Below are 19,508 nucleotides of genomic sequence, written 5' to 3'. Positions count from 1 at the left end.
CGGATGCACGCCCGGTCGTGATTTCGACACATGATCGGCCTATGCTGCGGGTGACATTGACCGGGGGTCGCGCGATGCAACCGTTCTGCAAGGGCCGCTATCGTGCCCGCCTGGCCGAAACGCCGGGCGATCTGCGCGAATCACAGCGGCTGCGCTGGTTGGCCTTCGTTGCGCGCACGGGCCGGTCCGACGACGGACAGTCACTGGACGCGGACCATCTGGACGACGACTGCCGCCACATGCTGATCCACGACCTGCGGGACGACCGGCTGGTCTGCAGCTTCCGATTTCTGCCACTGGCCGACGGTTCCCAGATCGCGCGCAGCTATTCGGCGCAGTTCTACGATCTGGCCGCGCTTGGCCGATTCGACGGTCCGATGGTCGAGATGGGGCGGTTCTGCCTGCATCCCGACTGCCACGACCCGGACGTGATCCGCCTGGCCTGGGGCGCGCTGACCCGTTTCATCGAGGAGACCGGGGTCGAGATGCTGTTCGGCTGTTCCAGCTTCAGCGGCCTCGACCCCGAGACCCATGCCGAGGCCTTTGCCATGCTCAAGGACCGCCACCTGGCGCCACGCCGCTGGTGGCCGCGCGTCAAGGCGCCGACCGTGTTCCGCTTTGCCCGCGCCCTGCGCCTGCGCCAGCCCGACCCCCGCCGCGCGGCAGAGACGATGCCGCCCTTGCTGCGCAGCTATCTGGCAATGGGGGGCTGGGTCAGCGACCATGCCGTCGTCGATCCGGTGCTGATGACCATGCATGTCTTCACCGGGGTCGAGATCCGCGCCATCCCTCCCGCCCGCCGCCGCCTGCTGCACGCGCTGGCCCAGCAGCCCGCCTGACATCCGCCCCGAAAACGGGCACGCTGCCCAAACCGTGGGCACATGCGGGCGATCTGCCCTTGGCGGGTGCAGGATGGCCGGGGGCGGTGATTGACCTTGCCCGATGTCCGGCGCCCCTTGCCCCCATGTTCGACACCGGTGCCCCATCCATCCGCATGCAGCGCAGCCACGGGGCGGCGCATGTGGTCATGGGGCCGCGCGGCCTGATCGACCTGGCCCAGCGCGGGTCGGCCAAGGCGATGCTGCCCCGCATGACCGCGGGCCTGCCCGAGATCGTGTTCCTGAACACCGCGGGCGGGTTGGCATCGGGCGACGGGCTGTCCTTTGGCGTGGACCTGCGGGCGGGTACGCGCGCCCTGGCCACGACCCAGACCGCCGAACGCGCCTATCGCGCGACGGGCGCGCCTGCGCGGGCCTCGGTCGCAATAACGGTCGGCGCCGGCGGCTGGCTGGACTGGGTGCCGCAGGAGACGATCCTTTATGACGACGCTCGGCTGGAGCGGGACACGACCGTCGATCTGGCCCCCGGCGCGGGCTGCCTGCTGCTGGAGATGCTGGTCCTGGGCCGCCTGGCCATGGGCGAACGCCCGACGCGGCTGCATCTGCGCGACCGCCGCGTGGTGCGTCGCGCGGGCCGCGTGATCCACCACGATGCGCTGTCGCTGGACGACGACGCGCTGGCGCGGCTGGCGAACCCGGCCATGACCGCGGGTGCCCCGGCGCTGGCCACGCTGGCGATGATCGCGGATGACGCGCCCGACCGGCTGGCCGCCGCCCGCGCCGCGCTGGTCGAGCCGGGCGTCACCGCCGCCGCCAGCGCGCCCCCCGGCCGGCTGGTCATCCGCCTGCTGGCCGCCGATGGCTGGCCCCTGCGGCGGCAGATCAACCGAGTGCTGCGCGTCCTGCGCCCCGATCCCCTTCCCCGCATCTGGCAGGTCTGACGATGAACCTTTCCCCCCGCGAACGCGAGAAACTGCTGGTCTCGGTGGCCGCCATGGTGGCGCGCGGCCGCCTGTCGCGCGGCGTCAAGCTGAACCACCCCGAGGCGATCGCGCTGATCACCGATTTCGTGGTCGAGGGCGCGCGCGACGGCCGCACGGTCGCCGACCTGATGCAGGCGGGCGCACATGTGATCACCGCCGATCAGTGCATGCCCGGCATCCCCGCCATGATCGAATCCGTCCAGGTCGAGGCGACCTTTCCCGACGGGACCAAGCTGGTCACCGTCCACCACCCCATCCGCGAGGCCGCAGAATGAACGCCCTGATGAAACGCCTGACACTTGCCGCCACCCTGCTGCCCTCGGCCGCGCTGGCCCATCCCGGCCATGTCCACGATGAGGCGCAGTTCATGCACGGGCTGGTCCACCCCGTCGGCGGGGCCGATCACCTGCTGGCGATGGTGGCGCTTGGCCTGCTGGCGGCGCAGCTGGGCGGGCGCGCAGTCTGGTCGCTGCCCGTGACCTTCGTGGGCGCGATGCTGGCCGGGGGCGCGATGGGCGCGGGCGGCATGGGCTTGCCAGTGGTCGAGCCGATGATCCTGGCCTCGGTCGTGATCCTGGGCGTGCTGGTCGCGATGGCCGCGCGCCTGCCGATGGCGGCGCTGGTGCCGATGGTCGCGGTGTTCGGCGCGGCGCATGGCTGGGCGCATGGGGCCGAGGGTCCGGCGACCGGACTGGCCCTCTATGCGGCGGGCTTCGCGCTGGCGACCATGGCGCTGCATCTAGGCGGCATCGCCTTTGGCCGCCTGCTGTCGCGGGGGCTGGAGCTGCGCGTGTTAGGCGGCGGCACCGCGCTGGCGGGCCTGGCGCTGACGGTGGCGTGACATGATTCCGGGTGAGATCCTGCCCGCCGAGGGCACCATCGCGCTGAACGACGGACGCGCGACGATCACGCTGATGATCGCCAATACCGGCGACCGGCCCATCCAGGTCGGCAGCCATTACCATTTCGCGGAAACCAACGCCGCGCTGGACTTCGACCGCGCGGCGGCGCGCGGCATGCGCCTGGCCATCCCCGCAGGCACCGCCGTTCGGTTCGAGCCGGGCCAGTCGCGTCAGGTCACGTTGGTGGGCTATGCGGGCGACCGCATCGTCCACGGCTTTCGCGGCCAGATCGGGGGTGCGCTGTGACCACCCTGTCCCGCGCCGATTACGCGGCGCTTTACGGTCCCACGAAAGGCGACCGCATCCGGTTGGCGGACACGGAAATCATCATCGAGGTCGAGCGCGACCTGACCATCCCCGGAGAGGAGGTCAAGTTCGGCGGCGGCAAGGTCGTCCGCGACGGCATGGGCCAAAGCCAGATCACCCGCGCGGGCGGCGCGATGGACACGGTCATCACCGGCGTCGTGGTCTTTGACCACCAGGGCATCGTCAAAGCAGACGTGGGCGTCCGCGACGGCATGATCGCGGGCATCGGCAAGGCCGGCAACCCCGACACCCAGCCCGGCGTGACCCTGATCATCGGCCCCGGCACCGAGATCATCGCCGGAGAGGGCCGCATCCTGACCCCCGGCGGCTTCGACTGCCACATCCACTACATCTGCCCGCAGCAGGTGGACCACGCGCTGCATTCGGGCGTCACGACGCTTCTGGGCGGCGGCACCGGCCCCGCGCATGGCACGCTGGCCACGACCTGCACGCCGGGGCCCTGGCACATCGCGCGCATGCTGGAGGCCTGCGCCGACCTGCCGGTCAACATCGGCATCGCGGGCAAGGGGAACGCCTCCATCGCGGCGCCGTTGGAGGAGCAGATCCGCGCGGGCGCCTGCGCGCTGAAGCTGCATGAGGATTGGGGCACCACGCCCAAGGCCATCGACACCTGCCTGAGCGTCGCCGACGCGATGGACGTGCAGGTGATGATCCACACCGACACGCTGAACGAATCGGGCTTTGTCGAGGATACGATGGCCGCCATCGGTGGGCGCACCATCCACGCCTATCACACCGAAGGCGCGGGCGGCGGGCACGCCCCCGACATCATCCGCATGGTCGGCATGGCGAACGTGCTGCCGTCATCGACCAACCCCACGCGCCCCTATACCGCCAACACGGTGGAGGAGCATCTGGACATGCTGATGGTGTGTCACCACCTGGATCGACGGGTGCCCGAGGACGTGGCCTTTGCCGAATCCCGCATCCGCAAGGAGACCATCGCGGCCGAGGATATCCTGCACGATCTGGGCGCGTTTTCGGTGATCTCATCCGACAGCCAGGCGATGGGCCGGATCGGAGAGGTGATCACCCGCACCTGGCAGACCGCGTCCAAAATGCGCCAGCAGCGCGGGCGCCTACCTGACGAACAGGGCCAGAACGACAACATCCGCGCCCGCCGATACATCGCGAAATACACGATCAACCCGGCCATCGCGCATGGGGTCAGCGGCCATATCGGGTCGATCACCCCGGGCAAGCGCGCCGATCTGGTCATGTGGTCGCCCGTCTTCTTTGCTGCCAAGCCCGAGATGGTGCTGGTCGGCGGGCAAATCAGCGTGGCGCAGATGGGCGACCCGAACGGCTCGATCCCGGTGCAGCCGATCTTTTCGCGACCCATGTGGGGGCACAACCGCCGCACTTCGGCGCTGTTCCTGTCGCGTGCCGGTCTGGAGGCCGGGGCCGGAGAGGCGCTGTCCAAGACCCTGATCGCGGTCGAGAACACCCGCGACATCGGCAAGCGCGACATGGCGATGAACGACGCCATGCCCGCAATCGAGGTCGATCCCGAGACCTACGAGGTCCGGGCCGATGGACAATTGTTAACCTGCGAGCCCGCGACGGAACTGCCGCTGGCACAGCGCTATTTCCTCTTCTGAGAGGGAGGACCCCACCATGATCGCAACCGCACATTCCATCATCCGCAACGCCCCCGCGCCCTTCGACGCCGAGGTCAGCCTGGACTATGAAGGCCGCCTGCTGCGCCGCAAGCGCCTGTCCTGCGAGGGGGGCGACTTCATGGTCGACCTGCCCGAGGTCACCAGCCTGGACGACGGCGACGCGTTCGAGCTGTCCGATGGCCGCCAAGTCGTCGTGCGCGCGGCGCCGGAACCGGTGCTGGTCATCCGCGGCAACCTGCCCCGGCTGGCCTGGCACATCGGCAACCGCCACACCCCCTGCCGGATCGAGGCCGACCGCCTGGTCATCCGCCAGGATCACGTGCTGGAGGCGATGCTGAAGCAGCTGGGCGCGGACATGTGCCGCAAGGACATGCCCTTCCGTCCCGAAGGCGGCGCCTATGGCCACGGCCGCACCTTCGGCCATGACCACGGCCCCGCAACGAACCACCCCCATGGCGCGGGCGAACACACGCATTCCCACGCGGAAAGCCACAGCCATGCTCATGCCGAAAGCCACAGCCACGCGCATGACCACGCCTGAGGCCGCCCGCCTGCAGCTGTCGCAACTGCTGTCGCCCGCCTTTCCGGTGGGCGGCTTTGCCTGGTCGCAGGGCTTGGAATACGCAATGGACGAGGCTTGGGTGACGCGCGCGACACTGCCGCAATGGCTGGCCGACTGGCTGGATCACGGCGCGGGCTGGTCCGATGCGGTGCTGCTGTCGCTGGCCCTGCGTCCCGATGCCGACCATGCCGACCTGGACGACCTGGCCCGCGCGGCCTGCATGAGCAGCCAGCGCCTGGCCGAGACCACTGAGCAGGGCGCGGCCTTCGCCGCCAACATGGCCGCGCTGACCGGGTCGCCGCAGCCGCCCGTGGCCCTGCCCGTCGCCATGGGCCGCGCCTGCGCCGCCCTGCCCCTGCCTCCGGCAGAGATCATCGCGGCCTTCCTGCAGGCACAGGCGGCGGCGCTGATCAGCGCGGCGGTGCGGTTCCTGCCCCTGGGCCCGGTCGAGGGACAGCGGATGCTGGCCGCGCTGCAGCCGCGCATTCTGGTCCGCGCCGCCTGCGCCGTCACGGCCACGCCCGACGATCTGACCAGCGCCACCTGGGGCGCCGACATCGCCGCGATGGCCCACGAAACCATGACCACAAGGATCTTCCGCTCATGAGCCATAACGGCCCTCTCCGCGTCGGCATCGGCGGTCCCGTCGGCGCCGGCAAGACGACGCTGACCGAACAGATCGCCCGCGCGCTGGCCCCCCGCCTGTCGATGGCGGTGATCACCAACGACATCTATACCCGCGAGGATGCCGAGGCGCTGATGCGCGCCCAGGTCCTGCCTGTCGAACGCATCCGCGGCGTGGAAACCGGCGGCTGCCCCCACACCGCCATCCGCGAGGATGCCAGCATCAACCTCGCCGCCATCGCCGATCTGAACGCGGCCTTCCCGGATCTGGAGCTGATCCTGATCGAATCGGGTGGCGACAACCTGGCCGCGACCTTTAGCCCGGAACTGGCCGACCTGACGATCTATGTGATCGACACGGCCGCGGGGCAGGACATTCCCCGCAAGCGCGGCCCGGGCCTTGCGCGGTCCGACCTCTTGGTGGTGAACAAGACAGACCTGGCCCCGCATGTCGGCGTCGATGCCGCACTGCTGGAAAAGGATGCACATGAGGCACGGGGACCCCGTCCCGTGGTCATGGCCCAGCTGCGTCACGGCCGCGGCGTGCAGCAGATCGTCGATTTCCTAGTCGAACAGGGCGGCCTGACGCCTCGCGCGGCGTAACTTTGCCCGGCGGGCGGGCATTTGCCCCGCCCACTGCCGAAGTCCGCGCCACTGCCTGCGCGGGGCGCGCAGGGACTGCTGAAATCCTGTCCAACTGCCCGATTTTCCCCTCTTTCTGCACATGCGAAGGCCGCGCGCCTTCCCAAGGACAACAGGGACACCGGCCGACGCGCCGGGGGGAAAAGGGTAACGATGACCAAGCTGACCAAGATCCTGATGCTGACCAGCGCCCTGACGCTGGCCCACGCCGCCCATGCCCAGGAGGGCGAGCCGATCAAGATCGGCGTGCTGCATTCGCTGTCGGGCACCATGGCGATCTCGGAGACCACGCTGAAGGACACCGTCCTGATGCTGGTCGAACAGCAGAACGCCAAGGGCGGCGTGCTGGGCCGCCCGCTGGAGGCGGTGGTCGTCGATCCGGCATCCGACTGGCCGCTGTTCGCGGAAAAGGCGCGCGAGCTGCTGACCGTCAGCGACGTGGACGCGATCTTCGGCTGCTGGACCTCGGTCAGCCGCAAGTCGGTCCTGCCGGTGATCGAGGAGCTGAACGGCCTTCTGTTCTATCCTGTCCAGTACGAGGGCGAGGAATCGTCCAAGAACGTCATCTATACCGGCGCCGCCCCGAACCAGCAGGCGATCCCCGCCGTCGATTACATGCGCGACGAGCTGGGCGTGGAAAGCTGGGCTCTGCTCGGCACCGACTATGTCTATCCGCGCACCACGAACAACATCCTGGACGCCTATCTGAAGGACAACGGCACCGCACCCGAGGACATCTTCGTCAACTACACCCCCTTCGGGCATTCCGACTGGTCCAAGATCGTGGCCGATGTCGTGGCGCTTGGCGCGGGCGGCAAGAAGGTCGGCGTCGTGTCCACCATCAACGGCGACGCGAACGTTGGCTTCTACAAGGAGCTGGCCGCGGCGGGCGTGTCGGCGGACGACATCCCGGTCATGGCGTTTTCCGTGGGCGAGGAGGAGCTGTCGGGCCTGGATACCGCCAACCTGGTCGGCCACCTGGCGGCCTGGAACTATTTCCAGACCGCCGAATCGGACGCGAACACCGCCTTCATCGAGGAGTGGAAGGCCTTCACCGGCGATGCGGACCGCGTGACCAACGACCCGATGGAGGCCACCGTCATCGGCTTCAACGCCTGGGTCGCGGCGGTCGAGGCTGCGGGCACCACCGACGTGGACCCGGTTCTTGACGCGATCGTCGGCGTCGAGGTGCCGAACCTGACCGGCGGCACGGCCACCGTCCTGCCCAACCACCACATCACCAAGCCCGTCCTGATCGGAGAGATCCGCGAGGACGGCCAGTTCGACATCGTCAGCCAGACCGACCCCGTGCCGGGCGATGCCTGGACCGACTTCCTGCCGGAATCGGCTGTGCTGGACGCCGACTGGCCGGGCAAGGACTGCGGCATGTTCAACACGGAAACGGACAGCTGCGTCCAGGTCCAGTCGAACTACTGACGTGACGGTCGGGCGGCCCCGCGCCGCCCGGCCCTTCGTGCGAAGGAAGCCCCCGTGATCCGCCATCGTCTTCTTGCCTGCGCGCTTGCGCTGATCCTGCCGTGGTCGGCGCAGGCCAACCCGGCCCTGCAAGCCGTCATCGACGCGAACCTGGACCAGATCGAACGTCCCTCGCGCCAGACGGTCGGGCCACTGGTCGACCAGATCGCGGCGACCGGCCCCGAGGGCCTGGCGATGCTGCAGGCCTGGGCCGACCGCAGCCTGGGCCTGACGGAAACCGGCCAGGTTCTGATCATGGACGACGACACGGCCACGGACGCTGTGACCGGCGACACGGTCGCGGGGGCCGATCCGCGCATGCTGCGCCCCAATTCCGGCGTGCGCGGCGTGATCGAGGCGGCGCTGGCCGCGGGCGCGCTGACCGACCCCGACCCCGCGCGGCGGGCGGCCGCGCTGCAGTCGCTGGAACGCGGCGCGGCACCCGACCAGCTGCCGCTGCTGCGCGCGGCGCTGGACGATCCGGACCCGGTGCTGGCCGCGCGCAAGGCGCGGCTGGAACGCCTTCTGACCATCCAGCACGACCCCGACAGCGCCGCCCGCGTCGCCGCGATCGAGGAGATGGCGGGCGACGTCGGCCTGGATTTCCGCGCCGCGCTGAACCCGCTTCTGGTGACCCGCGCGGTGGTGGCCCCCGACACGCCGCCGGGCGCCAATGTCGCGCGCGAACTGACCCCCGGCGATGCGGGCCTCACGCGCGAGGCGGCCCTGGCCCAGCTGGTCCAGCAGGACCTGCTGCAGCCGCCCCTGTCGGGTGCCGATCAGCGCGCGGCGCTGGCCGCCAACATCACCGACGGGGCGGTGGCGGGCGTGCCCGTGGATCAGCTGTCCGACCAGGCCGCCCGCGACCGTGCCTATCAGGCGCTGGAGGCGGCAGGCGCCGTCCCCCCCGCCGCGACGGAAACCGAAATCCAGGCCGCCCTGGATGCCAGCCGCTTCTTCGAGGTCTATGCCGAACCCGATCCGGCCGTGACGGACGCGGCCAAGGCCGCCCAGATCCGCGCCCAGGTGCGCCTTGGCGCGATGACCGGGATCGACCTGGGGCTGGACGCGCTGTCGCTGGCCTCGATCTATTTCCTGGCGGCCATCGGGCTGGCCGTCACCTTCGGCGTCATGCGGGTCATCAACATGGCGCATGGCGAATTCATCATGATGGGCGCCTATACCGCCTACACGGTCCAGACCGTCATCGCGGACCGCACGCTGTCGCTGGTGGTGGCGCTGCCCCTGGCCTTCGCGGTGACCGCGCTGGCGGGGGTGGTTCTGTACCGTCTGGTGGTCCGGCACCTGGCCAACCGCCCGCTGGAGACGCTGCTGGCGACCTTCGGCGTGTCCATCGCGTTGCAGCAGCTGGCCAAGAACATCTTCGGCACCCAGGCCCGCCCGCTGACCGCGCCCGCCTGGCTGGAGGGGTCGATCACCGTGAACGACGTCATTGGCATCAGCGCGATCCGGGTGGCGATCTTCGTGCTGGCGCTGCTGTTCCTGGGGCTGTTCCTGTTCATCATGAAGCGCACCCGGTTGGGCCTTGAGGTCCGCGCGGTCACCCAGAACCCCGGCATGGCGGCATCCATGGGCATCAACCCCGACCGCATCGCCATGATGACCTTCGGTCTGGGGTCCGGCATCGCGGGCATCGCGGGTGTGGCCATCGGTCTGTTCGCGCAGGTCACGTCGGAAATCGGCCAGCAATACATCGTCCAAAGCTTCATGACCGTGGTCGTGGGCGGCGTGGGCAACATCTGGGGCACGCTGGCGGGGGCCACCCTGATCGGCGGACTGTCCAAGGTGATCGAGTTCATGAACCCCGCCAATACGCTGGCCGCCCAGACCTTCATGATCCTGTTCATCATCATCTTCATCCAGTTCCGGCCGCGCGGGATCATCCCGCAGCGCGGTCGCGCGGCCGAGGCGTAAGACATGACCCGAACCCCCTTCATCCTGAGGAATCCGTCGGTCCTGGCGATGCTGGCCGTGCTGGCGGTGCTGACACTGGCCGTCACGCTGACCAGCCAGGCCTATGGCACCGGCGCGCTGCCGACATCGACGGTCAAGATCCTGGGCATGACGCTGTGCCTGGCGCTGGCGGCGGTCGCGATGGACCTGGTCTGGGGATACCTGGGCATCCTGTCCCTGGGCCAGATGGCGTTCTTCGCGCTTGGCGGCTACATGATCGGGCAATGGCTGATGTATGCGCGCACCGAAGCCATCGTCGCGCCGCAGCTGGCGCAGTCGCCCATCCCCCCCACCCCGCAGGAGGTCCGCGACGCGGTCACCAACCAGATCTTCGGCGTGGTCGGGTCGTCCGACCTGCCGCTGGTCTGGTCCTTTGCGCATTCGCTGTGGCTGCAGCTGTTGCTGGTCGTTGCGGTGCCGGGGCTTCTGGCGCTGGTCTTCGGCTGGCTGGCCTTCCGCAGCCGCGTCAACGGCGTCTATCTCTCGATCCTGACCCAGGCGATGACCCTGGCGCTGGCGCTGTGGCTGTTTCAGAACGACAGCGGGTTCCGGGGCAACAACGGGTTGTCGGGCCTGCAGAACCTGCCGGGGCTGGACCATGTGGGCCAGGCGACCCTGTCGGTGTGGTTCCTGTGGGCCTCGGCCGCGGCGCTGGCGCTGTTCTATGCCCTGGCGGCCTGGCTGGTCAGCGGCAAGTTCGGCAGCGTCACCCGCGCCATCCGCGACGACGAGACGCGGGTGCGGTTCCTGGGATACCCGGTCGAGGGGTTCAAGCTGGTCGTCTTCACCTTGGCCGCGATGATCACCGCCATCGCCGGGGCGCTGTACTATCCCCAGGCCGGGATCATCAACCCGGCCGAGATGATGCCCATCGCCTCGATCTACCTGGCGGTCTGGGTGGCGATCGGCGGGCGCGGACGGCTCTACGGCGCGGTCATCGGCGCGGTGGTCGTGTCGCTTCTGTCCAGCTGGTTCACCGGCGGGCGGGCGCCGTCGATCCACCTGCCGGGATACGTGGTCAACTGGGTCGACTGGTGGCAGGTGCTGCTGGGTCTGTCCTTTGTGCTGGTCACGCTGTTCGCGCCCAAGGGCATCGCCGGGGTGTTCGACCTGTTCGGCCGCAAGGGAGACCGGGCATGAGCGCGCTTTTGGAGGTCAGCGGGATCAGCAAGTCCTTCGACGGGTTCAAGGCGATCAACAACCTGTCCTTTTCCATCAACGCGGCCGAACTGCGCGCGGTGATCGGGCCGAACGGCGCAGGCAAGACGACGTTCATGGACATCGTGACCGGCAAGACGCGCCCCGACACGGGCGAGGTGCTGTGGGGGGCCACGTCGAAATCGCTGCTGAAGCTGTCCGAGGCGCAGATCGCCCGCGAGGGGATCGGTCGCAAGTTTCAGCGCCCCACCGTGTTCGAGGACCAGTCGGTCGCCGACAACCTTGTGATGGCGCTGAAGGCCGACCGCAGCCCGTTCGCGGTGCTGGGCTGGCGGCCCACGGCCGCGTCGCGGGACCGCGTGAGCGAGCTGGCCACCGAGGTCGGGCTGGCCAACCAGCTGTCCCGCCCGGCCGGAGAGCTGAGCCACGGCCAGAAGCAGTGGCTGGAGATCGGGATGCTGCTGGCATCCGACCCGCGGCTGCTGCTGGTCGACGAACCCGCGGCCGGCATGACCCTGGCGGAACGCGAACAGACCACGACGCTGCTGTGCCGGCTGGCGGAAACGCGTGCCGTGGTGGTGGTCGAACACGACATGGATTTCGTGCGCCGCCTGAACTGCAAGGTGACCGTGCTGCACCAGGGGTCCGTGCTGGCCGAGGGCAGCCTGGACCACGTGACCCGCAATCCCGACGTCATCGACGTCTATCTGGGGCGATGAGATGATCGAGGCCAAGAACCTGACCCTGCATTACGGCGGCAGCCAGATCCTGCACGGGATCGACCTGGTGGCGCGCCCCGGAGAGGTCACCTGCGTGATGGGCAACAACGGCGTGGGCAAGACCAGCCTGATGAACCTGCTGGCCGGCAGGCACCCCCGGTCGGGCGGGGACATCACCTGGGACGGCAAGCCCCTGGGCCGGCTGTCGGCGCAGCGGATGGCGCGGATGGGCGTGGGCTATGTCCCGCAGGGCCGCGCCATCTTTCCGATGCTGACGGTGCGCGAGAACCTGGAGACCGGGTTCGCCTGCCTGCCCCGCGGCGAAAGGCGCATCCCGGATGCGATCTTCGACAGCTTTCCGGTGCTGGCCGAAATGGCGCATCGGCGGGGCGGCGATCTGTCGGGCGGCCAGCAGCAGCAGCTGGCCATCGCCCGCGCGCTGATCACCCGGCCCCGCGTGCTGCTGCTGGACGAGCCGACCGAGGGGATCCAGCCCAACATCATCGCCCAGATCGGGCGGGTGATCGCCGGGCTGCGCGACCGGGGCGACATGGCGATCGTGCTGGTTGAGCAGTTCTTTGACTTTGCCTGGGATCTGGGCGACCGGTTCCTGGTCATGGAACGCGGGCGCGCGGTGCTGCAGGGGCCGAAATCCGATCTGGCGCGGTCGGACCTGCACGCCCGCCTGGCGGGACATGCCAGCGCCTGAAGGACGTCGTCGCGGACGGTGGCAGGGGGGCTGCCAGCCCCCCTGACCCCCCGGAAGGCCGGCACCCGGACATGACCGTCCTGCCCTAGCGCTTGCGTTCCCACTTGCCCGATTCTTCGGACCAGTATTCCGCCTCGACGCCCGCGGCGGTCAGCTCGCGCCATTGTGCGCGGGCGCGTTCCAGCGCCTGCGCGTCGCCCCCGTCGAACAGGATGCAGGTCCGCTGCACGGCCTGCGCGCGATCGGGCGCAACCGGGGCGCCGTCCAGCGCCATCAGGCAGAACGGGTCGTTGGCGGCGGGCTGATCGGGCAGGGTCAGCAGGATCGGCTGTCGCGCGTCATGGGGTCCGCCGGACAGGCCGTGCGGCAGGAAGCCGTCGCCCTGCCACAGCTGCTGGTCCAGCCGGTCCAGACGATCCGGGTCGGGGGCCGACAGTTCGACCCGCCAACCCGCGGACAGAGCCTTGCTCAGCAGGACCGGCAGCAGCGCCTCGGCCGGGGACCGGGTCAGGTGATAGAACAGCGCCTTGCCCATGTCAGCGCAGCACCCCGGCGATGGCGGCACGCCCGCCGGCAAGGGGTGCCGTCGCCCCGGACGCCGACGATCGCGGGCGTCCGGGGCGTGCGCAGGCGGTGCACGAGGCGTGCACCGCAGACGCCGCGGGGCTCACGCGTCCTCGAAGCCGTCGCGCACCAGGCGATCCAGCGTCATCACGCCCCAGCCCGACGCGCCCTTGGGCGCCAGGTCGGTGCCACCCGGCGGCAGGGCCACGCCCGCGATGTCGATATGCGCCCAGGGCTGGCCTTCCTTGACGAAGCGCTGCAGGAACTGCGCCGCGGTGATCGAGCCCGCCGCGCGCCCGCCCGAGTTCTTCATGTCCGCCAGGCGGCAGTTGATCAGCCCGTCATAGGCCGCGCCGAGGGGCAGGCGCCATGCGCCCTCTCCCTCCGCCTTGGCGGCCGACAGGATCTGGCCCGCCAGCATGTCGTCGTTCGAGAAGACGCCCGCATTGTCATGGCCAAGCGCGATGATGACCGCGCCGGTCAGGGTCGCCAGGTCGATCATGGCGCGGGGGCGATAGGTTTCTTGCGCGTACCAGAGGACGTCGGCCAGGACCAGGCGGCCCTCGGCGTCGGTGTTCACGACCTCGATCGTGTCGCCCTTCATCGACTTCAGGATGTCGCCGGGACGATAGGCGCGCCCGTCGGGCATGTTCTCGACTAGGCCGACCAGGCCCACGACATTGGCCTTGGCGCGGCGCAGCGCCAGGGCGCGCATGGTGCCCGCGACGACGCCCGCGCCGCCCATGTCCATGGTCATCTCCTCCATGCCGGCGCCCGGCTTGATCGAGATGCCGCCGGTGTCGAAGACGACGCCCTTGCCGACCAGCGCCAGCGGCGCCTCGTCGCCGCCGCCGTTCCAGCGCATCACCACGACCTTGGAGGGCGATTCGCTGCCCTGGCCGACGGCCAGCAGGGCGCGCATGCCCAGCTTGGCCAGCTGGTCCTCGTCCAGAACCTCGACCTCCAAGCCGATCTCCTGCATGGCCAGCAGGCGGTCGGCGAAGTCGGTGGTGGTCAGGACGTTGGCGGGTTCGTTGACCAGGTCGCGGGTGAAGAACACGCCCTCGGCCACCGCGGCGGCGTCCTGGGCGGATTTCGCCAATGCCTCGGGGTCCTTGACCATCACGGTGACGCGGGCCTTGTCGCCGATGGGCGCATCGGCGCTGTCGGGGGCCTCGGTCGCCTGCGCGTCGCCCAGGACGGCGTCGTCCTGTCCGGCCTGCTGTTCGGGGATCAGCCCCTCGGCCTGGGCCGGGGCGGCGTCCGGCGTCGCGGGCTTGGTCTTGTAGACCGAGAAATCATAGCCCCGCAGCGCCAGCCCGAACGCGATCTGTCCGGCCTGCTTGTGGCTGCCCGCCAGAACCAGCGTGTGCCCGGTGCCCAGCTTGGCGCCCAGGGCGGCCCCCGCGCGGCGTGCCTCGGCCTGGGTGGCGGAATTGGGCAGCATGACCAGGATCAGCGCGTCGGCGGCCATGCCCGCGGGAAAGGCCAGCTCCAGCGCCTGACCGGGCTTGAGCGCGCGGCCCGCCTTGGAGGCCAACGCGCGTGTCGCGGCGTCGCGGATCACGCGGGGCAGCTTGCCCGGCAGCTTGGACGCGTCGGTCATGATCAGAGCCACGCGGCCCTTGTGATCGGCCAGCTTGTCCAGCGCGACCTCGGTGAAGTTGATTTCGACAGGTTGGGTCATTGCAAAACGGTCCTCACGTCTGGTTGCGCCGACCCTAGACCCCCGCCCGGCCCTTTTCCAGAGCCGCCCTTGCCGCTAAGCAGGACGGAACGTCACGCCAAGGACCATCCATGCCGCGCATCGACCGATACATCCTGGGACAGCTGCTGACGCTGTTCGGGTTCTTTGCCTTGGTGCTGGTCTCCGTCTACTGGATCAACCGGGCGGTCAGCCTGTTCGACGATCTGCTGAACGACGGCCAGACCGCCCTGGTGGTGCTGGAGTTCACGGCGCTGACGCTGCCGCTGGTCATCTCGGTCGTGCTGCCGGTGGCGGCATTCGCGGCGACCGCCTATGGCACCAACCGCCTGGCCGGCGAATCCGAACTGGTGGCGATGCAGTCGGCGGGCCTGGGGCCGTGGCGGCTGGCGCGGCCGGTGCTGATCTTCGGCGTCTTCGTCGGCGTGATGGTGGCGGTGCTGGTTCACGGGCTGGTGCCCATGGCCCGCGCCCGCCTGGCCGACCGCAGCGCCGAGATTGCCGAAAACGTGACCGCGCAGTTCCTGCGCCCCGGCAGCTTCCAGTACCCGGCGCGCGGGGTCACGCTGTTCATCCGCGACGTGGCGGGCGACGGTCGCCTGCTGGACCTGTTCATCGAGGATTCGCGCGATCCCGCCGACCAGGTCACCTATACCGCGCAGGAGGCGCTGGTCGTCCGGAACGATACCGGCCCGGTCCTGATCCTGCTGGAGGGCATGGCGCAGAACCTGCGCCCCGGCCCCGACGGCCCGGTCCTGTCGGTGACCCGTTTCGACGAATTCAGCTATGACGTGGGGGCGATGTTCGCGGGCGGCGGCAGCCGGGGCCGCGACCTGCGCGATTTCGGCACGCTGGCGCTGCTGCAGGCCGACCCGGCCGTCCTGGAGGCCACCGGCGCGACCGCCGCCGACGCGCAGCGCGAGGCGCATGAGCGGCTGGCCCAGCCGCTGCTGTCGCCGATCGCCGCGATGCTGGGCTTTGCCACGCTGCTGATCGGCGGGTTCTCGCGGTTCGGGGTGTGGCGGCAGGTGGGCTGGGCCACCCTGTCGCTGATCGCGGTGCAGTTCCTGACCAACGCGGCCGCGAACCAGGTTGGCCGCGATGCTGCGCTGTGGCCGCTCCTGTATCTGCCCGCCGTCCTGGGCGCGGGGCTGTGCCTGTCCTTCCTGTGGCTGGCCGCCCGGCCGCGCGGACCACGCGAGGTCGCCCGATGATCCTGGCTCTTTACGTCGCGCGCCGCTTCCTGCGCGCCTTCATGATGATCGCGGGGGTGTTCCTGCTGATCCTGTTCCTGATCGACATGATCGAGATCATCCGCCGCTTTTCGGGCCGCGACATCGGCCTGGGCGGGGCGGCGCGGCTGGCCGGGCTGAACATCGCCGGCAGCTTCTATTCCATCCTGCCGCTGATGACGGTGCTGGCCGGGATCACGCTGTTCCTGGGCCTGGCCCGCAGTTCGGAAATGGTGGCGATCCGCGCATCGGGCCGGTCGGCGCTGCGCGTGGTGCGCGCGCCGGTGGCCACCGCGATCGTGCTGGGGGCGCTGACCGTTGGTCTGCTGAACCCGCTGGTCGCCGCCACCGGCTCGCTTTACGACGACGCCGTGGCCGAGATCGACCGCGCCGGCAGCCAGACCGTCAGCCTTGGCGACAGCGCCGTATGGCTGCGCCAGGCCGTCCAGCAGGGCGGAGAGGAGGCCGGCCAGATCGTGATCCGCGCCAGCCGCGCCAGCCCCGATGCCGTGACCCTGTATGACGCCAGCTTCCTGGTCTTCGGCGCCGAGGCCGGTCCGATCCGTCGCATCGAGGCCCGAGAGGCGCGGCTGACCCCCGGGGCCTGGGACCTGCGCGATGTCAGCGACTTTCCTCTGGATCAGCCCAATCCGCAGGCGGCCGCGACCCGCAGCGCCGCGATGACCTTGGCGTCGGACCTGACCGCCCAGCGCATCCGCGAGGGGTTCGGTCGTCCCGAATCGGTGTCGGTCTGGCAGCTGCCGCAGTTCATCGCCGGGCTGGAACGCGCGGGCTTTTCCGCCGCCCGGCACAAGGTCTGGTTCCAGACCGAACTGGCACGCCCGTTCCTGATGGCCGCGATGGTGCTGATCGCCGCGGCCTTCACCATGCAGCATGTGCGGGGCCGCAACACCGGTGGTGCCGTGCTGATGGCGTTCGGCGCGGGGATCGCGCTGTTCTTTCTGCGCAACCTGGCGCAGGTTCTGGGGGATAACGGGCAGATCCCGCCCGCGATGGCGGCCTGGACGCCGCCCCTGGTCGGCGCGATGCTGGCCCTGGGGCTGATCCTGAGACGGGAGGACGGATGAGCGCGCGCATGGTAAGCCGGGGCCTGCTGCGGGCGGGGGTGGCGCTGATCGCGCTGTCCGGTCCGCTGGCCGCCCAGTCGATGTTCGATGCCGATGACGGCATGGGGGTGCAGCCGCTGACGGGCATGCCGGGCAGCATGTCCGCCGACAGCGGGGTGACGGCCCTGGCGCCCGAATCGGTGGCCTTGGGCAGCGCGCCCGTGGCCGACCGCACCCCCTCGCCCCAGAACCCGATGGTTGTGGGGCCCGATGCCGACGTGACCCTTCCCGGCAGCGGGCCGCGCGATCCCCAGTCCGGGGCCGCCACGCTGCTGGCCGACCGGATCGACGTCGCGGGCGACCAGACCCTGACCGCGTCCGGCGGCGTCGTGGTCTGGCACCAGGGCGCCCGGCTGGTTGCCGACCGGATCGTCGTCGACGGCGACAGCGGCGATCTGACCATCGAGGGGCCGATCCACCTGTCCCGCCCCGGCGCCGCCGACCCCGAGACCGACGCCATCCTGATCGCCGACAGCGCCCAGCTGGACAGCGAACTGCAGGACGGCATCGTCCTGGGCGCGCGGCTGGTGCTGGCCCGCGAACTGCAGCTGGCCTCGACCCGGCTGGAGCGGCGCGAGGACGGACGGATCAGCCAGCTGGACAATGTCGTGGCCTCCAGCTGCCAGATCTGCGCGACCGATCCGACACCCCTGTGGGAGATCCGCGCCCGCAGCATCATCCACGACGCCGACACGCGGCTGATCACCTTCGACCGCCCGCAGCTGCGTGCCTTCGGCGTGCCGCTGGCCTATGTGCCCTTCCGCGTGACCGCGCCCGACCCGTCGGTGGAACGCCGCTCGGGCTTTCTGCGCCCCGAGATCCGCACGACATCGGGCCTGGGGTTCGGGGTCAAGCTGCCGTATTTCCAGACCCTGGGCGACAGCACCGACCTGACCGTCACCCCCTATGTCAGCGAAAGCCGCACCCGCACGCTGGAGCTGCGCTATCGCCAGGCCTTCACCACCGGGGCCACGGAATGGAACGGCGCGATCAGCCGCGACGACCTGCGCCCGGGCGAGACGCGCGGATATCTGTTCGGCGCGGCCCAGTTCCTGCTGCCACGCGACTATCGCTTGGCGCTGCAGGTCCAGCATGCCAGCGACCGCGCCTATCTGCTGGATTACGGCGTCACCGATGCCGACCGCCTGTGGAGCGGCGTCAGCGTCGAACGCGTGCGCCGCGACAAACTGTTCTGGGGCCGCGTCGGCAACTATGAGACCCTGCGCGAGGACGAGGACAACGCGACCTCTCCGGCACAGGTGGCCGACGCCATCTGGATGCGCCGCCTGACGCCACGCCTGATCGGCGGCGAGGCGCTGCTGGAATGGTCGGCCCATGCCCATCGCCGCCCGTCGGACAGCGACCTGGTCGGTCGCGACGTGGCGCGCGCATCCGTAGGCCTGGACTGGCGACGCAACCAGATCCTGCCCGGCGGGATCGTCGCGGCCGCCCTGGCCGGGCTGGACGCGGATCTGTACCGCATCGCGCAGGACGACCAGTTCGACGACGTCGTGACCCGCGTCGATCCGCAGGTCGGGTTCGAACTGCGCTGGCCCCTGGCCGGCGGAACGGGCGGCGCCACCCATATCGTCGAGCCGGTGGTCCAGGTCCTCTATTCGCCGCGCGGCCGCGACCAGGACATCCCGAACGAGGACAGCCGCCTGATCGAGTTCGACGAAGGCAACCTGTTCTCGGACAACCGCTTTCCGGGCTGGGACGTGCGCGAGACCGGGCTGCGCGCCAATATCGGCGCCACCTGGACGCGGATCGATCCGACAGGCTGGTCGATCGGGGTGACCGGCGGGCGCGTGCTGCGCGCACGCGATGCCGACAACTTTGCCGCCGACAGCCCCCTGGGCGGGCGCAGCTCGGATTGGCTGCTGGCCGCAAATTTCGACAATGGCGGCGGGCTGGCCGTGGCCAACCGCGCGCTGTTCGACGATTCGGCGCGCATCTCGCGCAACGAATTGCGGGTGGGCTGGCTGCGCCCGGACCTGAACCTGTCGGCCGGCTATATCTGGATCGACCGCGACGAAGACGAGGGCCGCGTCGTCAACGCCAGCGAACTGGCCGCCAATGTCGGATGGCAGATCGCGGACGGCTGGTGGGGCGAGGCCGAGACGCGGTATGATTTCGCCGCCGACCGGGCACAGCGCGCGGCCTTGCGCGTGGCCTATCGCAACGAATGCATCACGCTGGAAAGCGGCCTGTCGCGGCGCTTCAGCAGCAGCGACCTGCTGCGCGCGGAAACCAGCTTCGACCTGTCGGTCCGCCTTGGCGGGTTCGGCGCACAAGAAGACGGCCCCGGCACGGTGGCGCGCCGCAACTGCATGCGCTAACCTG

Annotated in this window: 19 protein-coding genes; 17 read left to right on the top strand and 2 right to left on the bottom strand. The window is 69.9% G+C overall.

Annotation, left to right across the window (positions count from 1 at the left end; genetic code table 11):
- The first annotated feature begins 74 nt into the window (after positions 1 to 74).
- The 14 genes from PRL19_RS07465 to urtE all read left to right on the top strand — a co-directional run bounded on the left by PRL19_RS07465 (position 75) and on the right by urtE (position 12,537).
- Positions 75 to 839: a GNAT family N-acetyltransferase gene (locus PRL19_RS07465; protein ID WP_273744400.1), complete on the top strand. Its 765-nt coding sequence runs from the start codon at positions 75 to 77 to the stop codon at positions 837 to 839.
- Positions 840 to 964: 125 nt separating this feature from the next.
- Positions 965 to 1,780 carry an urease accessory protein UreD gene (locus PRL19_RS07460; protein ID WP_273744399.1) on the top strand — a complete coding sequence of 272 codons (816 nt, stop codon included), beginning with the start codon at positions 965 to 967 and terminating at the stop codon, positions 1,778 to 1,780.
- 2 nt (positions 1,781 to 1,782) lie between these two features.
- Positions 1,783 to 2,097: an urease subunit gamma gene (locus PRL19_RS07455; protein ID WP_148911302.1), complete on the top strand. Its 315-nt coding sequence runs from the start codon at positions 1,783 to 1,785 to the stop codon at positions 2,095 to 2,097.
- 8 nt (positions 2,098 to 2,105) lie between these two features.
- Entirely contained in the window at positions 2,106 to 2,663 is a 558-nt protein-coding gene (locus PRL19_RS07450) for a HupE/UreJ family protein (RefSeq protein ID WP_273744398.1), read from the top strand.
- Between the two features lies 1 nt (position 2,664).
- Positions 2,665 to 2,970, top strand: coding sequence for an urease subunit beta (locus tag PRL19_RS07445; RefSeq protein ID WP_045981756.1), 306 nt, complete (start codon positions 2,665 to 2,667; stop codon positions 2,968 to 2,970).
- Positions 2,967 to 4,652: an urease subunit alpha gene (gene ureC / locus PRL19_RS07440; protein ID WP_273744397.1), complete on the top strand. Its 1,686-nt coding sequence runs from the start codon at positions 2,967 to 2,969 to the stop codon at positions 4,650 to 4,652. The genes PRL19_RS07445 and ureC overlap by 4 nt, the downstream gene beginning before the upstream one ends.
- A gap of 16 nt (positions 4,653 to 4,668) precedes the next feature.
- A complete protein-coding gene (locus PRL19_RS07435; RefSeq protein WP_045981754.1) occupies positions 4,669 to 5,214 on the top strand; it encodes an urease accessory protein UreE in 546 nt (181 codons plus the stop codon).
- Positions 5,201 to 5,842: an urease accessory protein UreF gene (locus PRL19_RS07430; protein WP_273744396.1), complete on the top strand. Its 642-nt coding sequence runs from the start codon at positions 5,201 to 5,203 to the stop codon at positions 5,840 to 5,842. Before PRL19_RS07435 ends, PRL19_RS07430 begins: the two co-directional genes overlap by 14 nt.
- Entirely contained in the window at positions 5,839 to 6,462 is a 624-nt protein-coding gene (ureG, locus tag PRL19_RS07425; RefSeq protein ID WP_273744395.1) for an urease accessory protein UreG, read from the top strand. Before PRL19_RS07430 ends, ureG begins: the two co-directional genes overlap by 4 nt.
- 216 nt (positions 6,463 to 6,678) lie before the next feature.
- Positions 6,679 to 7,938, top strand: coding sequence for an urea ABC transporter substrate-binding protein (urtA, locus tag PRL19_RS07420; protein WP_198143142.1), 1,260 nt, complete (start codon positions 6,679 to 6,681; stop codon positions 7,936 to 7,938).
- A 54-nt stretch (positions 7,939 to 7,992) separates the two neighbouring features.
- A complete protein-coding gene (urtB, locus tag PRL19_RS07415) occupies positions 7,993 to 9,912 on the top strand; it encodes an urea ABC transporter permease subunit UrtB (RefSeq protein WP_420704417.1) in 1,920 nt (639 codons plus the stop codon).
- Positions 9,913 to 9,915: 3 nt separating this feature from the next.
- Positions 9,916 to 11,091 (top strand): urea ABC transporter permease subunit UrtC, encoded by a 1,176-nt coding sequence (gene urtC / locus PRL19_RS07410; RefSeq protein ID WP_273744394.1) that lies wholly within the window; start codon positions 9,916 to 9,918, stop codon positions 11,089 to 11,091.
- The gene (urtD, locus tag PRL19_RS07405) at positions 11,088 to 11,828 is read left to right on the top strand and encodes an urea ABC transporter ATP-binding protein UrtD (protein ID WP_273744393.1); all 741 of its coding nucleotides are present in this window, start codon (positions 11,088 to 11,090) and stop codon (positions 11,826 to 11,828) included. Before urtC ends, urtD begins: the two co-directional genes overlap by 4 nt.
- A 1-nt stretch (position 11,829) precedes the next feature.
- A complete protein-coding gene (gene urtE / locus PRL19_RS07400) occupies positions 11,830 to 12,537 on the top strand; it encodes an urea ABC transporter ATP-binding subunit UrtE (RefSeq protein WP_273744392.1) in 708 nt (235 codons plus the stop codon).
- An 85-nt stretch (positions 12,538 to 12,622) separates the two neighbouring features.
- Here the strand turns inward: urtE and PRL19_RS07395 are convergent, their stop codons facing one another.
- Both PRL19_RS07395 and PRL19_RS07390 read right to left on the bottom strand, forming a co-directional pair.
- Positions 12,623 to 13,072, bottom strand: coding sequence for a DNA polymerase III subunit chi (locus PRL19_RS07395; RefSeq protein WP_273744391.1), 450 nt, complete (start codon positions 13,070 to 13,072; stop codon positions 12,623 to 12,625).
- Positions 13,073 to 13,204: 132 nt separating this feature from the next.
- Positions 13,205 to 14,788 carry a leucyl aminopeptidase gene (locus PRL19_RS07390; protein WP_273744390.1) on the bottom strand — a complete coding sequence of 528 codons (1,584 nt, stop codon included), beginning with the start codon at positions 14,786 to 14,788 and terminating at the stop codon, positions 13,205 to 13,207.
- A gap of 110 nt (positions 14,789 to 14,898) precedes the next feature.
- Here PRL19_RS07390 and lptF point away from each other — a divergent pair, with 110 nt between their 5' ends.
- From lptF to PRL19_RS07375, 3 genes are read left to right on the top strand one after another with little or no spacing between them, the layout of a single operon-like run.
- Positions 14,899 to 16,020, top strand: a complete 1,122-nt coding sequence (gene lptF, locus PRL19_RS07385; RefSeq protein ID WP_273744389.1) for an LPS export ABC transporter permease LptF — start codon at positions 14,899 to 14,901, stop codon at positions 16,018 to 16,020.
- Positions 16,017 to 17,126: an LPS export ABC transporter permease LptG gene (gene lptG, locus PRL19_RS07380; protein ID WP_273744388.1), complete on the top strand. Its 1,110-nt coding sequence runs from the start codon at positions 16,017 to 16,019 to the stop codon at positions 17,124 to 17,126. The genes lptF and lptG overlap by 4 nt, the downstream gene beginning before the upstream one ends.
- The gene (locus PRL19_RS07375; protein WP_273744387.1) at positions 17,123 to 19,504 is read left to right on the top strand and encodes an LPS-assembly protein LptD; all 2,382 of its coding nucleotides are present in this window, start codon (positions 17,123 to 17,125) and stop codon (positions 19,502 to 19,504) included. The genes lptG and PRL19_RS07375 overlap by 4 nt, the downstream gene beginning before the upstream one ends.
- The last annotated feature ends 4 nt before the right edge of the window (positions 19,505 to 19,508 follow it).

This window comes from Paracoccus marcusii, from assembly GCF_028621715.1.
Taxonomy (GTDB): domain Bacteria; phylum Pseudomonadota; class Alphaproteobacteria; order Rhodobacterales; family Rhodobacteraceae; genus Paracoccus; species Paracoccus marcusii.
This window is presented reverse-complemented; position numbering and strand designations above follow the sequence as displayed.